The sequence below is a fragment of the Aestuariirhabdus sp. LZHN29 genome (assembly GCF_049985285.1).
Lineage (GTDB): Bacteria > Pseudomonadota > Gammaproteobacteria > Pseudomonadales > Aestuariirhabdaceae > Aestuariirhabdus.
Window position 1 is genome coordinate 724,631 of the sequence record NZ_JBNIEU010000001.1, and the last position, 17,137, is coordinate 741,767.

The window sequence follows — 17,137 nt, forward strand, 5'->3', positions numbered from 1 at the left end:
CGATGCTGAAACATATACAGGATTCTTCTTTTTATTGCTTCTTTTGGCCGTACATCCAACGCACCCACTGCTGGGTGAACTCCCTGCGGCTTCCCATCCGCCGAAGTCTGCGCCTCGGTCACTGACGACCCCATTTGTGAGAAGCGTCACATTAAATTTGATTATTGTCAACTGAGTCGCGGCCTGTTGTGCTCCCATGCAGCGAGCGCTCGCTCATTATGAAGGCGCCGGTTCAAAGCAGACAGCCCACCGGAGATCAATCCAGCAGCAATGTATACTCGCGGGTCAGCAAGCCGCCGGGCCAGCGAAGCTGGACCCTCAACTCCAGATAGGGCTCGGCGATCGGACGCCGGGAGCGAATACGAACCCTGAAGCCATCCCCCTTCGCCTCCTCTACCGTCACCTGATAGGAGTAGTGGGTGCTCTCAGGGGCAGCATCAGGCCCAGGGGGCAGAACGCTCGCCTGGAGTTCGTTAAGGCTAATGTTCGCGCCACCTGGGTCAATCGATATGCGCGCATTGAGTTGCTGCCCTAAGCGGGTTTCCGCCTGCAACTCACCGAGACCAACGGCCAGCGCCGGCCCACTGAGCAGCAGGCAGAAAACCCAGGGCAGGGTTCGTATCCATGGTAAACCGATCATTGCGCACCCCCGTATCGAGACATCACCTCAGATGCTAGCACGGCGCTTGCCGCGGGTGGGTTGCCCATTTCACAGTACGCGCCTCCCCGCCCACGCCAGACCGGTCCGATCACTGGCGGAGCGGCTTCAGCATCCGCTACCAACAGGGCCTAGTACCATCGTCGTATAAGCCTTCAGCCGCATTTAGCCGTACAATCCCGAGCTATTCGCAAAATTGTCGACAATTTGCGGATGGCGGCAGGAAACCCCGGTGGCACACACCAGACGGACACGCGCCCCTCTCGGGCTCCTTTGCTTAAGGCGTCCACACCGGCTTGCATCCAGTCGATCGCAAGCAGACGCCCGCACAGCGGACCAGACAGTCCCGGCAGCAGAGGCAAATTCGCCGGTAGTTCTGGTATAATCCGCGCCAGAATTAACACGTGCGCATACGATTTTCACAGGCATATGGCCAGCAAGCAGTTGGTGGCCATCCAGACAGTTAAGGTAGGGACCAAAATGACAGACAAGAATTCGACGATTATCTACACCCTCACAGATGAAGCGCCTGCACTGGCAACGTACTCCCTGCTCCCTATCGTCAATACGTTCACGGCCGCAGCCGGCATTAACGTGGCAACCAGCGACATCTCCCTCGCTGCTCGAATCCTGGCCGCCTTCCCCGAGAACCTCAGCGATAGCCAGCGCGTTCCCGACACACTGAAAGAGCTGGGCGAGCTGACCCAGGACCCCAAAGCCAACATCATAAAACTGCCCAACATCAGCGCGTCTATTCCGCAGCTACTGGCCGCAATTGCCGAGTTGCAGGGCCACGGCTACCAGATCCCGGACTATCCCGAAGCACCGGCCAACGCTGACGAAGAAGCCATCAAAGCCCAGTACGCCAAGGTGCTCGGCAGCGCCGTAAACCCCGTGCTACGCGAAGGCAACTCCGATCGCCGCGCCCCGGCTGCAGTAAAACAGTACGCGCGCAGCAACCCCCACTCCATGGGCAAGTGGAGTCAGGCCAGCCGCACCCACGTTGCCCATATGCGCGACGGTGACTTTTACTCCAGCGACATCTCCACCACCATGGACAAGGCCGATACCCTGCGCATCGAGATGGTTGAAAACGGTGGCAAGGTCACGGTGCTTAAAGAGGTGGCGGTGCAAGACGCCGAGATCATCAGCGCCCAGTACATGAGCACCCGCAAGTTACGCAAGTTCCTCGACGAAGAGATGGAAGGCGCTCGCAATGCGGGCCTGCTTTTCTCTTTGCACCTCAAGGCTACCATGATGAAGGTCTCCGACCCCATCGTCTTTGGCCACGCGGTAACCGTCTATTTCAAGGAGGCCTTCGAGAAGCACGCCGACACCCTGGCCGAGCTGGGCGTTAACCCCAACGACGGTGTGGGTAGCGTACTGTTCAAGATCGACAGCCTGCCCTATTCCAAGCGTGCCGAGATCGAAACCGACTTCCGCAAATGCTACGAAGCCCGCCCCGAGCTGGCGATGGTGGATTCCGACAAGGGTATCACCAACCTTCACGTCCCCAGCGACATCATCGTCGATGCCTCCATGCCCGCCATGATCCGCAACGGCGGCAAGATGTGGAGCGCTCACGGTAAACTGCTCGACACCAAGGCGGTAATTCCGGACAGCTGCTACGCCACCATCTATCAGGAGATGATCAACTTCTGCAAACACCACGACTCCTTCGATCCGCGCACCATGGGTACTGTACCCAATGTGGGACTAATGGCGCAGAAGGCAGAAGAGTACGGCTCCCACGATAAGACCTTTGAAGCCCCCGCCGATGGCACCATGCGTATCGTTGCCAGCGACGGCACCGTGCTGCTGCAGCATGAGGGCGTTGAGACCGGCGACGTATGGCGTATGTTCCAGGCCAAGGATGCCCCCATCCAGAACTGGGTTAAGTTGGCCGTGGATCGCGCCCGTGCCAGCGGCATGCCTGCCATATTCTGGCTCGACGAGCACCGTGGTCACGATGCACAGATGATCAAGAAGGTCGACAAGTACCTGCAGGATCACGACACCAGCGGCCTCAAGATCCACATCCTCAACCCTGACCGCGCCATCCGCTACACCATGGAGCGACTCAAGCGCGGCCTCGACACCATCGCGGTCACCGGCAACGTTCTGCGCGACTACCTGACCGACCTGTTCCCCATCCTCGAGCTCGGCACCAGCGCTAAAATGCTCTCTATCGTGCCACTGATGGCCGGTGGTGGCCTGTTCGAAACCGGTGCCGGCGGCTCCGCACCCAAGCACGTCCAGCAGTTCGTTGAAGAGGATCACCTGCGCTGGGACTCCCTCGGCGAATTCCTCGCCATTGCGGTATCCCTCGAAGACCTCGCCGCCAAGGACGGAAATTCAAAAGCGGAAATTTTGGCCCGGACTATGGACCAGGCCACCGGTAAGCTGCTCGAAACCGGCAAATCTCCATCGCGCAGGGTCGGCGAACTCGACAACCGCGGCAGCCATTTCTACCTGGCACTGTACTGGGCGCAAGCGCTGGCCGCACAAACCGAAGACGCCGAACTGGCTGCATCCTTTGCCGCCCTTGCCAAGGACTTGAGCGACAGCGAAGAGAAGATCCTCGCCGAGTTAAAAGAGTCCCAGGGCCAGCACGTCGATATGGCCGGTTACTACCAGCCCGACACGGCGAAGGTCAGCGCAGCAATGCGCCCCAGCCCAACCCTGAACGCACTCCTGCCCGGTAACTAAACACCGGAGCCCAAAGGGGATCGCCTTGGCGCGCATCCCCCGCGTTTATCAAAACCCAACCATCGCATTGGTTTTTTTTATGTACAGGAAGTACGGTATGACGCGAGAGCCACGGATGGGCCGCTCAATGCTCCTTGCCAAACCGGCACTTCCCACATCCCTGTGGGTCGCGGTAGCGGCGATGTACAGGAAGTACGGTATGACGCGAGAGCCACGGATGGGCCGCTCAATGCTCCTTGCCAAACCGGCACTTCCCACATCCCTGTGGGTCGCGGTAGCGGCGATGTACAGGAAGTACGGTATGACGCGAGAGCCACGGATGGGCCGCTCAATGCTCCTTGCCAAACCGGCACTTCCCACATCCCTGTGGGTCGCGGTAGCGGCGATGTACAGGATGTACGGGCCGATGATTGCTCCTGCCTGATCTGCCAAAGAAAGTGGCACTCCCCACGTCCTTGTGGGTCGTATGACGCGAGAGCCACGGATGGGCCGCTCAATGCTCCTTGCCAGACCGGCACTTCCCACATCCCTGTGGGGCGCGGTAGCGGCGATGTACAGGAAGTACGGGCCGATGATTGCTCCTGCCTGATCTGCCAAAGAAAGTCGCACTTCCCGGCGCGGCCCTCACCCACCCACCACCGACGCTGCTATGATGGCTGATAGCGAGTATCACCCTGAGTGCCCAACTCGCCCGTAGTGGAATCCAGCAACCCATCCGGCGATAGTATGTGCCAAAGAGACCAAGGGGCAGCAATGAACCCAGAGCAATCATCGATCGAGCAGTGGAACCAGGCCCTCGGCACCCTGTTTAGCCATCTCGATGATCCTGACTTTCCCCGCTTTCTGGTGCAGGCCATCAACCAGCTGGTGCCGGTGGAGGCGGTGCTGCTAGTACTGGAGCGGCGCGATGAGATCCCAACCCTGCTGTATGACCTGGAGATCCCAGCCGAGCGGCGCAAAATCCATATCGATAGCTACTTCTCGGGAGCCTATCTGCTTGACCCCTTCTGCCTGGCAGTGGCCGAAGGCCTGGCCCCCGGCTTCTACCACCTGTCGGAGATCGCCCCGGACGATTTCTATCAGAGCGATTATTACCAAGCCTATTATCGGGATGTGTCACTGGTCGATGATGCCTACTTTGTGATCGAGCCCAAAGACGGCAGCAAACTATCCCTCGGTATTGGACGCCAGGATGATCGTCCCCCTTTCAGCGCCCATGAACTCCAGCTGCTGCGATCCATGAATCCGGTCGTGCAGGGCTCCATGATGCAATACTGGCGAAACGTGCTGGAACAAGCGCCGAGCACCGCGCAACCGGCATCGGGAATGCGCTCCCAGGTCGAGGCGGCGTTCAATAACTTCGGGCTGTCGGTTCTTACCGAGCGGGAGCGCGAGGTAGTGCATCTTTTACTGCGCGGCCACTCCTCAAAATCTGCTGCCCAGAAACTGGGAATATCTCCCGACACCGTGCAGATGCACCGTAAAAACCTCTACGGCAAGCTCGACCTCTCCTCACAATCAGAGCTTTTCTCACTTTTTATTGCCGCACTACCCCACGGCAGCGGAAAACCTGAAAGCGATCCACTCGAAGCGTATATGAAAGAAAAAATCTAACCAGTGGCTACTTATGCCTATAGCAAGGTTCGGCCCAATACGGTTGTCAGTAGCTAGTTACGTTCACGTCGATTCATGCCCTCAAAATCCAGACTATTTCAAAAGTCAGGCAGTTACTTGAGCATCAACTAAGATTGAGGTCGTACGTTATCGCCCTCTTGATTTCGTTATTTTGCCTTTCCGTTTTTACCATATAACAAAATTACATGGATTCACTTACCCGGCAATCTTTCAGTGACATGGAGAAGAAGATATGCCCCATATATTCATCAACCGTCCTCGTATCTACAAGCTGACAAGAGATCGGTCAGATCTGAAGGCCCAGTTTCGTTGGGAAACCATCAATGCAATCCGCTATAAGGTCGGCGGCATCATTTTTTATCATAGGCAGTATTCTCTTTTTTCCCCGGTTTTAAGCCTACGCGGACATAGGAGCCTGAACCTTCTTTGTAGGGTCGCTGCTCTATCTTATCGTTACCGTTCATGACCTTTTTGAAGTTCGATGTCACTGGCGATCGATAGACCATCATGATCGAGACCAGATTCTTGAATATACAGCAGCCGCGAGTTACGTCTGAGGTACAATTTTGTTTACGGCGGGTAGTATTTTCTTTCTGCCGTGGGCTGGTTTCAGACTGGCGCCTGGATGTTTGTGGCCGGGAGTCTTCTGTTTGTACTCGGTGCCTGCATCAATGTCCTCCAGATCGTTCAGTCCAAGTCTCTCATAACCCTTCAGCTCATAAACCTGACGGCGATATCATTTGTTGTCGGTTCCGTACTCTTTACAGTGGCCTCGGTGCCTTACCTTTGGGAAGTGAAGAGTCCCTCGGACCGCACTACACTGTACGCGTTTCTGGCATGGCAGTATTTGATCGGTAGTCTGCTGCTTTTTGCAGGCGGTTTGTTTAATTACTGGCGTGCCTATTTAGTAATACAGCATGAGATCAAGGGGCACAGCGGCCCCACGCCAAAAGACAGTGATACGGCACCAATTGGCTAGCCCAACCTGCACCTGTAACGATTAATTCTCACGTTTCACCGCACTACTTCAGTACCTACAAGGTCACCCGGCTATCCAACCCGGCATCCACCGCCGGGTTGGATAGGCAAGAAAAACCGCCCCGTAGCTATTGCCTGAGCCGACAAAAAAGAAGCCGCCTAGTGGCGGTTTCTTTTTACAATACGCTCCCGCTGGCTAGCTGGCCTGGAGCACCAGGGAATCTTCGGGTGAAATCCTTTTCCGTTCCAGCTCATCTCGCTTTAGCTTCTCCCCTCGATGCACCAGGTATTCACCGATCAACAGCGTTAGCACGACGCCGGTTCCTACCTGCACCATGATCATTAGGTCAAGAGGTTCGCCTGGGACCCAAAAGAAGAGCACGATGGACATCAGCAGTATCGCAATGCAAACAAATGACAGAACGAAACCGGTTGCGTTGCCGCCCGGCACCTTGAACGGGCGAGGGTGATCCCTATCCGCGATGCGCAACTTAAGGAACGCCAGGTGCATTGCGATATAGGGCAACAGAAAGATAATGGCGCTGAAGGAGAACAGCGTCCAGAACAACTCCTCGACGTTGCTGGCCATCAAACCATAAACAATCATAATCGCCGAACTGATGACCCCGGTCATCGTCGCAGCGCCAACCGGACTTTGGTGCTCCGGGGTCACCTTGGAAAAATAGGCTGGCATCTCTTTCGCATCCGCCGCTTCGACCGCCGCGCGATTTGCTCCCAGTGTCCATGCCACCATGGTTGAGAACAGGGTAAATAGTGTGAGTGCACCGATGATCAAGGCGACAGCATTACCCACAGCACTCTCGCCGAACAACTCCGTCAATGTGCTCGCCAAAATTGTCACGATATCGACCTCTTCAGCAGGAACAGCGGCCAGTAAGCCGACGGTACCAAAAACGTAAAAAGCCGCGATCAGCAACCCGGCTATCAGCATCGCACGGGGCATATTGCGCTTGGGTTCGACGATTTCGTCACTCTCGGCGCAGACCAGCTCTATACCCAAACAACCATACACCACCACCGGCAGATACATCAGGCCTGCCTGCAAATCACCCATCGCCGCACTGAAACTGATATCGTTGGCAAAACCCTGGGTGAGTCCGTAGTTGAGACCCGCAACGCCTAGAATCAGGATCACCACAAATTTGGCTGGCGTACCCAGATTGGGGATCCACTTGCTGTAACCGAGGCGAATACAGTTTACCCAGGTGGTCAACCAGCACATGGCTACACCCATCGCAATCTGGCTCCAAAGACTCATCTCGGGAAAAAACAGCGCGGCAAACAAACCGGAAAACAGGATATAGACCGCCGGCATCCACAGCGCGATGTTGATCCAGTAAAGCCAGGTAATCCGCGCCGCCCAACGGGCGTTAAACGCATTGCGAACCCAGGCGTATATTCCCCCCTGCTCCGGATACGAGGCTCCCAACTCGGCGGTCACCAGAGTGTTGGGAATCAAAAACAGAAAAATCACCACCAACCACCAAAAAACGGCAGCGGGGCCAACCGCAGCGGCCATAGCAACCTGGTCGACCAGCAACACCGCCGACACGGTATAGAGAGTGATATCACGTAAACACAGCGTTTTCTTATGGCTGCTGGACGTACTCATAGCGCGTTACCTTCTTTATTTTTATATGGGGGTTCCCCAAAAAAATACGTCATGGGGATTCAGTCAGCGCGTACTGTGCCGCGAACCACAAGCACGCGATATACCCTATTCAGGGGGGGGGATGACAAATCGTTCCACTAGCTCCACGGGGCGGCCTACCTGAACAGGGTATAGTGCACTGGCAATGTGGCGACTAGACTAGAGGGCAACTAACAAAAAGAATACGGCAGTTTAGCCTGGAGGATAGGATGGCAGAGAAAAAATTTTACAGCCCGCTGGGCGGTAACGAAATGCCCCGCTTTGGTGGGCCTGCAACCTTTATGCGTCTGCCTGCGGTCGAGCTTTCCGACGAGTTGGATGCAGCCTTTATCGGCGTGCCCTTTGATATCGGCACCTCCAACCGCCCCGGAGCACGCCTGGCACCACGAGAGATTCGCGATGAGTCGCGTATGCTGCGCCCGTTTAATGTTTCAACCGGCGCGGACCCGTTCAATAGCCTGACCGTTGCCGATATCGGCGACGTGCCGATCAACACCTTCAACCTGTTAAAAAGCATCGACATTATTGAGTCGTTTTATAACGAAGTCGCCGACTGCGGAGTCGTCCCCCTGACGCTGGGTGGAGACCACACCATCGCCCTGCCCATATTGCGCGCTTTGGCAAAAAAGCACGGCCCGGTTGGCATGGTCCATATCGATGCCCACGCCGACGTTAACGACGACATGTTTGGCGAGCAGATCGCCCACGGCACGCCCTTCCGCCGCGCCGTTGAGGAGGGCCTGCTCGATTGCAATCGCGTCGTGCAGATCGGTCTGCGCGGCACCGGTTACTCTGCCGACGAATACGACTGGTCACGTGATCAGGGGTTTCGCGTCGTTACCGCCGAAGAGTGCTGGCACAAATCCCTCGCCCCCCTGATGGAGGAGGTGCGCGAAAAGGTCGGCGGCGGACCCGTACACATCAGTTTTGATATCGACGGACTCGACCCTGCTTATGCTCCCGGTACTGGCACCGCTGAAGTAGGCGGCCTGACCGTGATGCAGGGAATCGAGATTATCCGCGGTTGCAAAGGATTGAATATTGTCGGTGGCGATCTGGTTGAGGTGTCCCCTCCGTTCGATACCAGCCGTGCTACCTCCGTGGTCGCAGCTAACCTGCTCTATGAGATGCTGTGCGTGCTGCCCGGCGTTAATTACCATAGTCGCTAAACCTATACTCCATAGGACAACGACGACGAACGGAGAGGCCTCAGCATTGACTATTTTTCACGGACATTGCGCTGATTGGTTGACCCTCAACACAACCATAGGCCCTACCCATAGAGGGTATGTTGCCCGACAAACAAAACGTTCACACTATCTACAAAATAACCCGCCGCTGCGGGCACTATAAGTATAATACGAGTATTGGTCATGTATGAAAAAACCGTTGGCGAAAAAGCCCTGCTGAAAACCAAATTTTTCCCCTATTGGCTCGACAACACCGCGGCGCCAGATGCCGAGCCTGCACTGCAGGAGGCTATCGACTGTGACCTGCTCATTGTGGGTGCGGGATTTACCGGGCTCTGGGCTGCCATTCACGCCAAGGAGGAAGATCCCGAGCGCGACGTTGTCATTATCGAGGCTCAGTGCGTAGCGATCGGCGCATCGGGCCGCCCTGCGGCGATTCTCTCCACCTCCGTTATGCACGGACTGGAAAATGCCAAGCGTCTGTTTCCCGACGATATGGATCTACTGGAGCAGTTGGGTAAAGACAATCTCGACGGCTTTAAAGCGACCATCGAAAAATACGCGATCGATTGTGATATCGAGTGGGGCGGAGAGCTCACGGTCGCAATCGGTGAAGAGGGTTTGCCCGACATCGAGAATGAGTACAAACTCTATAAGCAATACGGTCACGACGCCTACCTGCTCAGTAAGGAGGAGGTGCAGGCCGAAATGAATTCACCGCTGTTTGCCGGTGGACTCTGGTCGAAAAGCCGCAGTGGCACCGTGCATCCGGCCAAACTGGCCTGGGGGCTGAAGCGTGCCGCCATGAATCTCGGCGTGCGTATCTACGAGTACACGCCGCTGGTCGACTCCACCCATATCAATCCGGGCGTACAGGTTACAACCCCACAGGGGTCCGTGATGGCCAATAAGGTTTTGCTGGCCACCAACGCCTTTGCCGCCGGTAGCAAAAAGATCAAGCAGCGCGTTGCCGCGATTCGCGACCGCATCGTCGTCACCGAGCCACTGACCGACGCCCAGATGGAAACCATCGGCTGGAAAAATCGTCAGGGGATCTACGACACCCGCACCCAGTTAAATTATATGCGCCTGACCGCCGATAATCGGATACTGTTTGGTGGCCGGCTGGACTACTTCTTCAACAACGACACCGATCCCAAGGCCGATAAGACCGCGAACAATTTTCTGCCTTTGGTTGATAATTTTTATAAGACCTTCCCGTCCCTGCAAGGGATCAAGTTTTCCCATGCCTGGAGCGGACCAATCGGACTCACCACGCGTATGGCAGTGCATTTCCAGCACTACCATAACGGCGATATGATCTATGCTGGCGGCTATTCCGGCTTTGGAGTCACCGCCACCCGCTTCGGTTCCCGCGTAGGACTCGCAATTCTGGACGGTAAAGATACCATCGAAACCCGGCTCGCTTTCGCCACGTCCCTGCCCAGTTACATCCCCCCCGAACCCTTCCGCTGGATCGGTGCCAAGATCACCATGTACGCGCTGGATACACTCGATGAAAAGGGCGGCTGGCGCCAACCCTGGATCAATATGGTGGAAAAGATGGGTTTCCCCATCACCCAAAACGAACTGGGATAACCTATCCGTCTCCTGCGATCAATGCCCCGTAATATAAACGGCCTTGCGATAGTGCACGGCCGTTTTGTTATCGCTAACCGCGCAGGTAGACATCGAAAAAGAAGTAGGCCGTAATTCCGCAACTGGCAAAAATCACAAAAGCCCTAACAGCGGCCTGGGGTAGTTTGCGGGATATATGAGCGGCAACGTAACCACCTGCCAGAGTGCCGAGCAGTACTATAGTTCCCTCGTACCAGGCGATCGCTCCGTCGTAGATAAACAGCGCGATGGCGATCAGTGATACTGCGGAGGAGACCAACAACTTGAGACCGTTCATGGTGTTGATATTGGTATGCCCCGCCAGGGCGAGATAACTGAGGGTGATAATGCCTAGCCCTGCGTTAAAAAAACCACCGTAAACACAGACACCCAACAGCAACAACAGCAGCACCCCCCCTCCCACCGCAGAGGCGTGTTTATGGTGAGAAGCGAGGCCTTTCAAGGCACTGTTGAGTCGACCGCCGAAGATAAACAATACCGTTGCAAACAACAGCAGCCAGGGGACCGCCTCCAGAAATACCGACTCGGGCGTTTGCAACAACAGCCAGGCGCCAAGAATACCTCCTACCAGGCTCACCAAAACGGTTCTTGGCAACTCCGCTCTATGGGCGACTAAATCCTTTCTGAAGGCATAAGCCCCGCTGAGGTATCCCGCACAGGAAGAAAAGGTATTGGTGGCGTTGGCACTGATGGGTGGCACCCCCACAAACAGCAACGCAGGAAAGGTGATAAAGCTACCGCCCCCGGCGATGGAGTTGATCACTCCGCCGAAGAAACCGGCGACGAACAGAAATAGAAGCTCGAGTGTCATAAGGATCAAATCTGGATGGTGGCTGAGGAGACATAAAAACGATCACCCAGTCTAAAGCTATCCCGCGCCTATGGGTAGTTCTTCGCTCCAACCCGCCTACTGCGGCATTCAGGGCCCCTCCCCAATACCGCTGTAGACTGTTTCAACGAACTGGGCTAACCGGCATAGGCGGTTGAGGTTTGACCCGCTTTACTACCCCCTACCCCGGCGCACAAAAACTAACGGGCTACAACATCGCGCTGGAGGCCAAAGGAGAGTCTTAAGCGGGAACGAATACTATGGGACAGGGCGTCTACGCCGACATTGAGCGCGGCAGTGATTGCAATAAGAACCATCGCTCGGTCGAGGCGAATGTCCTGGATCGCGCTGTCGATATAGAAACCGAGGGTGGTGATACCCAAAATCCCGAGGATCGCCGTCTCGCGCTGGATAATTTCCCAACGGTAGAACAGGAACGCAAGAAACTGGTTATAGATTGCAGGCACCACTTGGTAGGCGTAGCGATTTATACCTGTGATCCCATCCAACCGCACGGGCAGCGCGTCGCTATAGCGACCGATCAGATGAGCGATGATGGCACCGTTGTGCATAGCCAGGGCCAGCACTGCGGGAAGCATCGACGGCCCCCAAAGCATCAGTAAAATGAAAGCCAGAATGTACTCCGGCGTTGAGCGCATCACCACCAGAAACAGATGTCCGACCAGCCGCCCCCAACGCTTAAAAAACAATCTGGAGATTAACGGGAACCACAGCAGTGCGATTATCCCGGTCAACACCAGCGCCAGCTGGGTTAACAACAGAGTGTTGATAATACCGGGCAACGCATCGTTAACGAACAGTTCGGAAAGCCAATGCCACAAGCCGGCCAGGCCTTCGCCATTGCGCAGCGGTAAAGGCACAATATCCTGGGTGAAAAAGCGGCTGATATTCGCCAGGGATATTTCACTGTCATTGGCGATGATAAAGGGTGCTGCCAAGCAATAGATTGGCATAAGCCTGGGTTGCGCCCAATACCGTAACGTTAGGATCACCAGATAAAAAAGCATCAGCAACGCCCAGAGTTCGCCATAGCTCCCTTCTAGAAATGCGGTACTCAGGTAGTAACCCAGGGTCGGTAGCCCAACAAAACCCAGCACCGCACTGGAGCGCAGACCACACTCCAGTCGATAGCTGGTATAGCTGACAATGTGTCGCCAAAGGTCCGGTAGCTGAGCGTAGAAAAAAGCAGAGATGGGTCCCGACTGCCGACACACGACCTCATAGGCGCTGCGATCCCCCTCCTCGATAATCTCTGCATAGACCTTGGCAAAGGTCGCCGCGTATGGGATGCCCAGAGCCAACAAACCGGTCAAGGGGTGTAAACCAAATATCTGTAAAAATATCAACGCCCAAAACAGCTCATGCACCGCGCGCAGCGAGGCGCAAATGATACGCACCCATCGCAAATGAAACAGTTGCGCCAAACCGAAACCCACCAACGCGCCACCAGAGACCCCGAGCAACGCGAAGGCCAGGGTTTGCAGCAGTGCCTGAAAGGGGTTATCGACCCCCCCAAGCGTCGGCTGTAACAGACCCTCAAAGAGCCGCCCCAGTTCGGCCCATGGATCGTAGGTGGTGATACTCAAATCAGAAAACGGCAGGCAGGCCAGTGCAATAAAAACAAACAACCAGCTTACCTTCCAGCGAGCCGAGCGTTGATAGGAGGAGACCCTACTCACCGTAAATCTCAAGCAGGTCGCTGCGCGCTAGTGCAGAGGTCGGTGCATCCAGTGTAATACGCCCCCGATCCAGACCCACGATACGATCGCAATAGGCGAGCGCGAGGTCGATATCGTGCATCGCCAGCACCAGGGTATCAAAGCGCTGGCACAGAACGCCCATCACCAGTTTTGATTGCTGCTCATCGAGAGAGGAAACCGGCTCATCGGCGAACAATATTCCTCCGCCCTGCATCATTCCCCGTGCGATGGCCCCTCGCTGCTGCTGCCCCCCGGACAGCTCACCCACCGGTTCAAACAGCTTATCGCCGAGCTGGAGTTGCTGCAGAATCGCTGCAACCTCCGCCACCGGTTGCTTGAGGGGTTTGAGCAGATTCAGCAAGTTGTACCACAGGGGCCGCCGCCCCAACTGCCCCATATAGACGTTATGGTAAAGCGAAAGACTGCTCACCAGTCCATAGCTCTGCGGTACCAGCGCAATATCCCCCGGCTTTTGCTCATAGAGCAGTTTGAGCAGGGTGGACTTGCCGGCACCGCTGCGGCCGATCAGGGCCAGTTTTTGCCCTGCCGGGATATGCAAGCTGATATCCGTAAGGGCGACTTTGTCTTTGTAGCTCGCGCTGGCCGATTCAAGAGTGAACATAAAGACAGGGTCGCCCGTAATGATTAGTCAAGTAGTCCGATCTTCTTCGCAGTATCGAGTATCGGTTGGTAATCACTATTGCTGGCAGGAATAAAACGGGTACGCGGGAACGCGCCTAACAGGTCGGGGTCATCCATAGCGAGCAACGCCTGCTTCACCCGCTCCTTGAACCCTGCCCCCCACTCAGCGTCGACATCACCGCGGATGCTCCACTGGTAGTCCGGGTAAGTGGGTGTTTTCCAGATAACCGATACTTTGTCGGTATCAATTTTTCCGGCCGCCAACTCCTTTTCCCATACTTTGTAGTTGGTCGCCCCCACCTGATAGGCGCCGGTTTGTACCAGGGCTATCGTACGTGAGTGGTTTCCACTAAAACCGACCCTGGAGAACACCCCATCCGGCGCCTTGCCGAAGCTCTCGCGCAGGTAGAATTCAGGCATCAAACGACCCGAGGTCGAACCCTTGGAACCGAAGGTAAAGGTTTTACCACTGATCTCGGCGGGCAATGTATCGGAAGGTTTTATTCCGGTACTGCTGTGAGCAAGAAAGTAGGTAACGAACTCCGTGTCCTCAAGCCCCTGGGCGATCGCTTCCGAGCCGGGCACCAGGAGTCGCGCCCGCACACCCGACAAGCCGCCGAACCACGCCAGCTGGACCTGGTCATTGCGAAAGGCGGTGATCGCTGCGGCATAGGAGTTTACCGGCACATATTTCACGGGCACACCCAGGGTCCGGGTTAAGTAATCCGCCACTTTTCCAAAGCGCTGCACCAGCTGCGCCTGATCCTGATCGGGTATCGCTGAGAACACCAGGGTCTTGGGCGCGCCGGAAGCGGTGCCCGAAAACATCGCCAATGACACCAATACCGCAACTGTACTGATCAACCGATTAAATAGAGCGTCCACGTTCTCTCCTTGCTACGTTTTGATTAAAACCAAATCCGGGCCAACAAAGGATTTGGGGGCTGTCTTAAACCTGACTCAGCAGAGCCTGCCATGCCAGGGTTTCACCCTCTGCGGTGAAACGTCCTCGTTTAGCCAGCGCTGCTCGCTGCAACGCCTGATAAAAAAGAGGCTCGGATTCTACCCTTAACAACAGCGCCGACAAAGCGGCTTCGTCTCCTACAGGGTAGTATCCGGGGTAATCTTTGCCCAACAGCCCCACCGACCCCTCTATTTCCGAGGCGATCACCGGCACCCCGGCCACCACCGCTTCGGAGATCACATTCGCGCCCCCCTCCATCACCGAGGGCAGAACCAGCAACTGCGTACGCTGATACACCCGTCGCACCTCAAAATGGGCGCTTTCCCCATGCCAGGTATAGCGTGGATTGATCGCCATCTCTGCGTGCGCCTTGTCCGCCCAGTCGGGCGTATGGGCTTTACCGTAGTGGTGGATATGAATGCGACTGCTGTCGGGCAGCAACCGCGCAGCCAATGCGGGGCGCAGGGGGTCCTTCTCTGCACGCAGATGCCCCAACACCGACACGTGAAAGTAGCGCTGGTAGGGGTGGCGCTGGCCGATAGGCTCTGCGGACTGGTAAATGACATGCACCTTGTGCCGTTGGGCGGGCGGCAGCGCATTGGCGATAAGGTCGTGCAGTCCCACCAGGTGGTCGGCCAGCTCAATGGTACCCAGGGTCATTTCAGGATCGGTGTGGATAAAGCGATAGGCATCGGTTCCGGTGATCGCGACGATCAGGGGGCGGTCGGGATACTTTGCACGGTAGGCGGTGGCCGCATCGGCACTGCGCCATGCATGAAGCGCGACCATCAGGTCCGCATCCTGACCCTCGTAATGCGTTGCCACCCTGACCTGATGACCCAGCGAACGGAAAATATGAGCCCAGCGAGTGGCGGTTGCCCGATTGCCGGCTTTGGACTTTGTCGCAGCTGGGGTGATAAGAATAATGCGCATGGTTCACTTATGCCTGTGCACTGTCAGGGTAAAGAGAGTATGGATTAAATTATCCGCCCTTACACCGAGGTTTTGGTTAAAAGGTAGTTCTGTGGGCTACCCTCTATAGGTAACGGGTGTTGGGTGGAAGGCGATCGGAGAAATACCAAGGGACATAACCTGTCTTTACCTGACCAGAGCGCCCTGAGGGGCGATGCCACAGCAGCCTAAGCTCCTGCTATCAAGGTAGCCATCGTCATCCGAACACTCGAAAGCAACATAGGAGATCCCATGGGCCAACTGAACGCCGAGGTTATCGCCCGTCAGGCGCAGGATGCACACAGCCGTACATTGGCCCTGATCGATGGCCTGAGCCCACAACAGTTGCTAGGCCCGCGCCTGCCCACCGTAAACCCCCTCCACTGGGAGGTCGGCCACGCCGCTTACTTCTATGAGTTTTGGGTGCTACGACAACACCTGGGGCAAGCCCCCCTGCGGGCTGACGCCGACCGCTTATACGATTCCATCACCATAGCCCACGATAATCGCTGGGATCTGCCACTGCCCAGCATGGAGGAAACCCATCACTACATGCAGCAGGTACTCGACAGGATTCTTGCCTGCCTCGCCTCGGCTCACGACCCAACCCGGGACTACCTGGCGCAATACGCCGTATTCCATCAGGATATGCACAACGAAGCCTACACCTACACGCGCCAGACCCTGAATTACCCCGCGCCCGGGCTGGGAAGGCCCGCGCCAACAGCTTTGGGTTCCGGCGTTCTCGAAGGCGATGTTCAGATACCCGGCGGTCGCTTTATGCTGGGCGCTACCGAACAGGAGGATTTCGTTTTTGATAATGAAAAGTGGGCGCACCCCGTCGACATCGAACCCTTTTGCATCGCCCGCACCGCGGTGAGTAACGCTGACTATTTGGGGTTTGTCGAAGCCGGTGGCTACCAACAGCAGCAATACTGGGATGATGAAGGATGGACCTGGTGCCGGCAATCCGCCCTCAAGCATCCTGTTTACTGGCGACAAAGTTCGAGCGGGTGGCAGCAACGGCAGTTCGACCAGTGGCGGCCCCTCCCCCTCCATAGCGCCCTCATTCATGTCTGCTGGCACGAGGCGCAAGCCTATTGTCGCTGGGCGGGCCGACGCTTACCCACCGAAGCCGAATGGGAAGTGGCCGCCTCCGCCGAGCCCTCCATAGACGGACTCACCCTCTCCCCCCGCAAACGCAGATTTCCCTGGGGGGACTCAGACCCACAACCCGACCATGCCAATCTCGACGGCTTCGCCCTGGGCACCGTCGATGTCGGAGCCTACAGTGCAGGTGACAGCGCGTTTGGCTGTCGACAGATGATCGGCAACGTGTGGGAGTGGACAGCCGACCGTTTCGGCCCCTATCCCGGGTTCACCCCGGACATGTACCAGGATTACTCGCAGCCGCTGTTCGGGACTACCCGGGTACTGCGCGGGGGAGCCTGGCCCACACGAGGGCGCATGATCCGCAACACCTGGCGCACCTATTATGGCGCGGACAGAAACGATGTCTTTGCCGGCTTTCGTACCTGTGCATTGTGACA

At 56.4% G+C, this 17,137-nt stretch carries 14 protein-coding genes; 7 read left to right on the forward strand and 7 right to left on the reverse strand.

Annotated features, from left to right (window positions below; all coding sequences use genetic code 11):
* Positions 1-256: 256 nt before the first annotated feature.
* On the reverse strand, positions 257-640 hold the full coding sequence (locus tag ACP3PW_RS03495) for a type IV pilus assembly protein FimV (protein WP_426415277.1): 384 nt from the start codon (positions 638-640) through the stop codon (positions 257-259).
* Between the two features lie 498 nt (positions 641-1,138).
* Between ACP3PW_RS03495 and ACP3PW_RS03500 the strand changes: the two genes are divergently transcribed.
* From ACP3PW_RS03500 to ACP3PW_RS03515, 4 genes are all read left to right on the forward strand, one after another.
* Entirely contained in the window at positions 1,139-3,367 is a 2,229-nt protein-coding gene (locus ACP3PW_RS03500) for an NADP-dependent isocitrate dehydrogenase (protein ID WP_426415278.1), read from the forward strand.
* Positions 3,368-3,464: 97 nt separating this feature from the next.
* Entirely contained in the window at positions 3,465-3,791 is a 327-nt protein-coding gene (locus ACP3PW_RS03505) for a hypothetical protein (protein WP_426415279.1), read from the forward strand.
* Between the two features lie 329 nt (positions 3,792-4,120).
* Entirely contained in the window at positions 4,121-4,981 is an 861-nt protein-coding gene (locus ACP3PW_RS03510; protein WP_426415280.1) for a helix-turn-helix transcriptional regulator, read from the forward strand.
* A 652-nt stretch (positions 4,982-5,633) separates the two neighbouring features.
* Entirely contained in the window at positions 5,634-5,981 is a 348-nt protein-coding gene (locus tag ACP3PW_RS03515) for a hypothetical protein (RefSeq protein WP_426415281.1), read from the forward strand.
* 195 nt (positions 5,982-6,176) lie between these two features.
* On the opposite strand, the gene ACP3PW_RS03520 is transcribed toward ACP3PW_RS03515, so the two are convergent.
* Complete coding sequence (locus tag ACP3PW_RS03520; protein WP_426415282.1) at positions 6,177-7,613, reverse strand: APC family permease; 1,437 nt, start codon at positions 7,611-7,613, stop codon at positions 6,177-6,179.
* Between the two features lie 248 nt (positions 7,614-7,861).
* Here ACP3PW_RS03520 and speB point away from each other — a divergent pair, with 248 nt between their 5' ends.
* Together speB and ACP3PW_RS03530 are read left to right on the forward strand one after the other, a co-directional pair.
* Positions 7,862-8,821 carry an agmatinase gene (speB, locus tag ACP3PW_RS03525; protein WP_426415283.1) on the forward strand — a complete coding sequence of 320 codons (960 nt, stop codon included), beginning with the start codon at positions 7,862-7,864 and terminating at the stop codon, positions 8,819-8,821.
* A gap of 204 nt (positions 8,822-9,025) precedes the next feature.
* Positions 9,026-10,441, forward strand: coding sequence for an NAD(P)/FAD-dependent oxidoreductase (locus ACP3PW_RS03530; protein WP_426415284.1), 1,416 nt, complete (start codon positions 9,026-9,028; stop codon positions 10,439-10,441).
* 73 nt (positions 10,442-10,514) lie between these two features.
* Here ACP3PW_RS03530 and ACP3PW_RS03535 read toward each other — a convergent pair whose 3' ends face one another.
* The 5 genes from ACP3PW_RS03535 to senB form a co-directional block, all read right to left on the reverse strand.
* On the reverse strand, positions 10,515-11,291 hold the full coding sequence (locus tag ACP3PW_RS03535) for a sulfite exporter TauE/SafE family protein (RefSeq protein WP_426415285.1): 777 nt from the start codon (positions 11,289-11,291) through the stop codon (positions 10,515-10,517).
* Between the two features lie 218 nt (positions 11,292-11,509).
* Positions 11,510-13,009, reverse strand: coding sequence for a PhnE/PtxC family ABC transporter permease (locus ACP3PW_RS03540; RefSeq protein ID WP_426415286.1), 1,500 nt, complete (start codon positions 13,007-13,009; stop codon positions 11,510-11,512).
* A complete protein-coding gene (locus tag ACP3PW_RS03545; RefSeq protein ID WP_426415287.1) occupies positions 13,002-13,652 on the reverse strand; it encodes an ATP-binding cassette domain-containing protein in 651 nt (216 codons plus the stop codon). Before ACP3PW_RS03545 ends, ACP3PW_RS03540 begins: the two co-directional genes overlap by 8 nt.
* Before the next feature lie 23 nt (positions 13,653-13,675).
* Complete coding sequence (locus ACP3PW_RS03550; RefSeq protein ID WP_426415898.1) at positions 13,676-14,533, reverse strand: putative selenate ABC transporter substrate-binding protein; 858 nt, start codon at positions 14,531-14,533, stop codon at positions 13,676-13,678.
* 88 nt (positions 14,534-14,621) lie between these two features.
* On the reverse strand, positions 14,622-15,569 hold the full coding sequence (gene senB / locus ACP3PW_RS03555) for a selenoneine biosynthesis selenosugar synthase SenB (RefSeq protein WP_426415288.1): 948 nt from the start codon (positions 15,567-15,569) through the stop codon (positions 14,622-14,624).
* A gap of 270 nt (positions 15,570-15,839) precedes the next feature.
* On the opposite strand from senB, the gene senA reads away from it, so the two are divergent.
* Positions 15,840-17,135, forward strand: coding sequence for a selenoneine synthase SenA (senA, locus tag ACP3PW_RS03560; protein ID WP_426415289.1), 1,296 nt, complete (start codon positions 15,840-15,842; stop codon positions 17,133-17,135).
* The last annotated feature ends 2 nt before the right edge of the window (positions 17,136-17,137 follow it).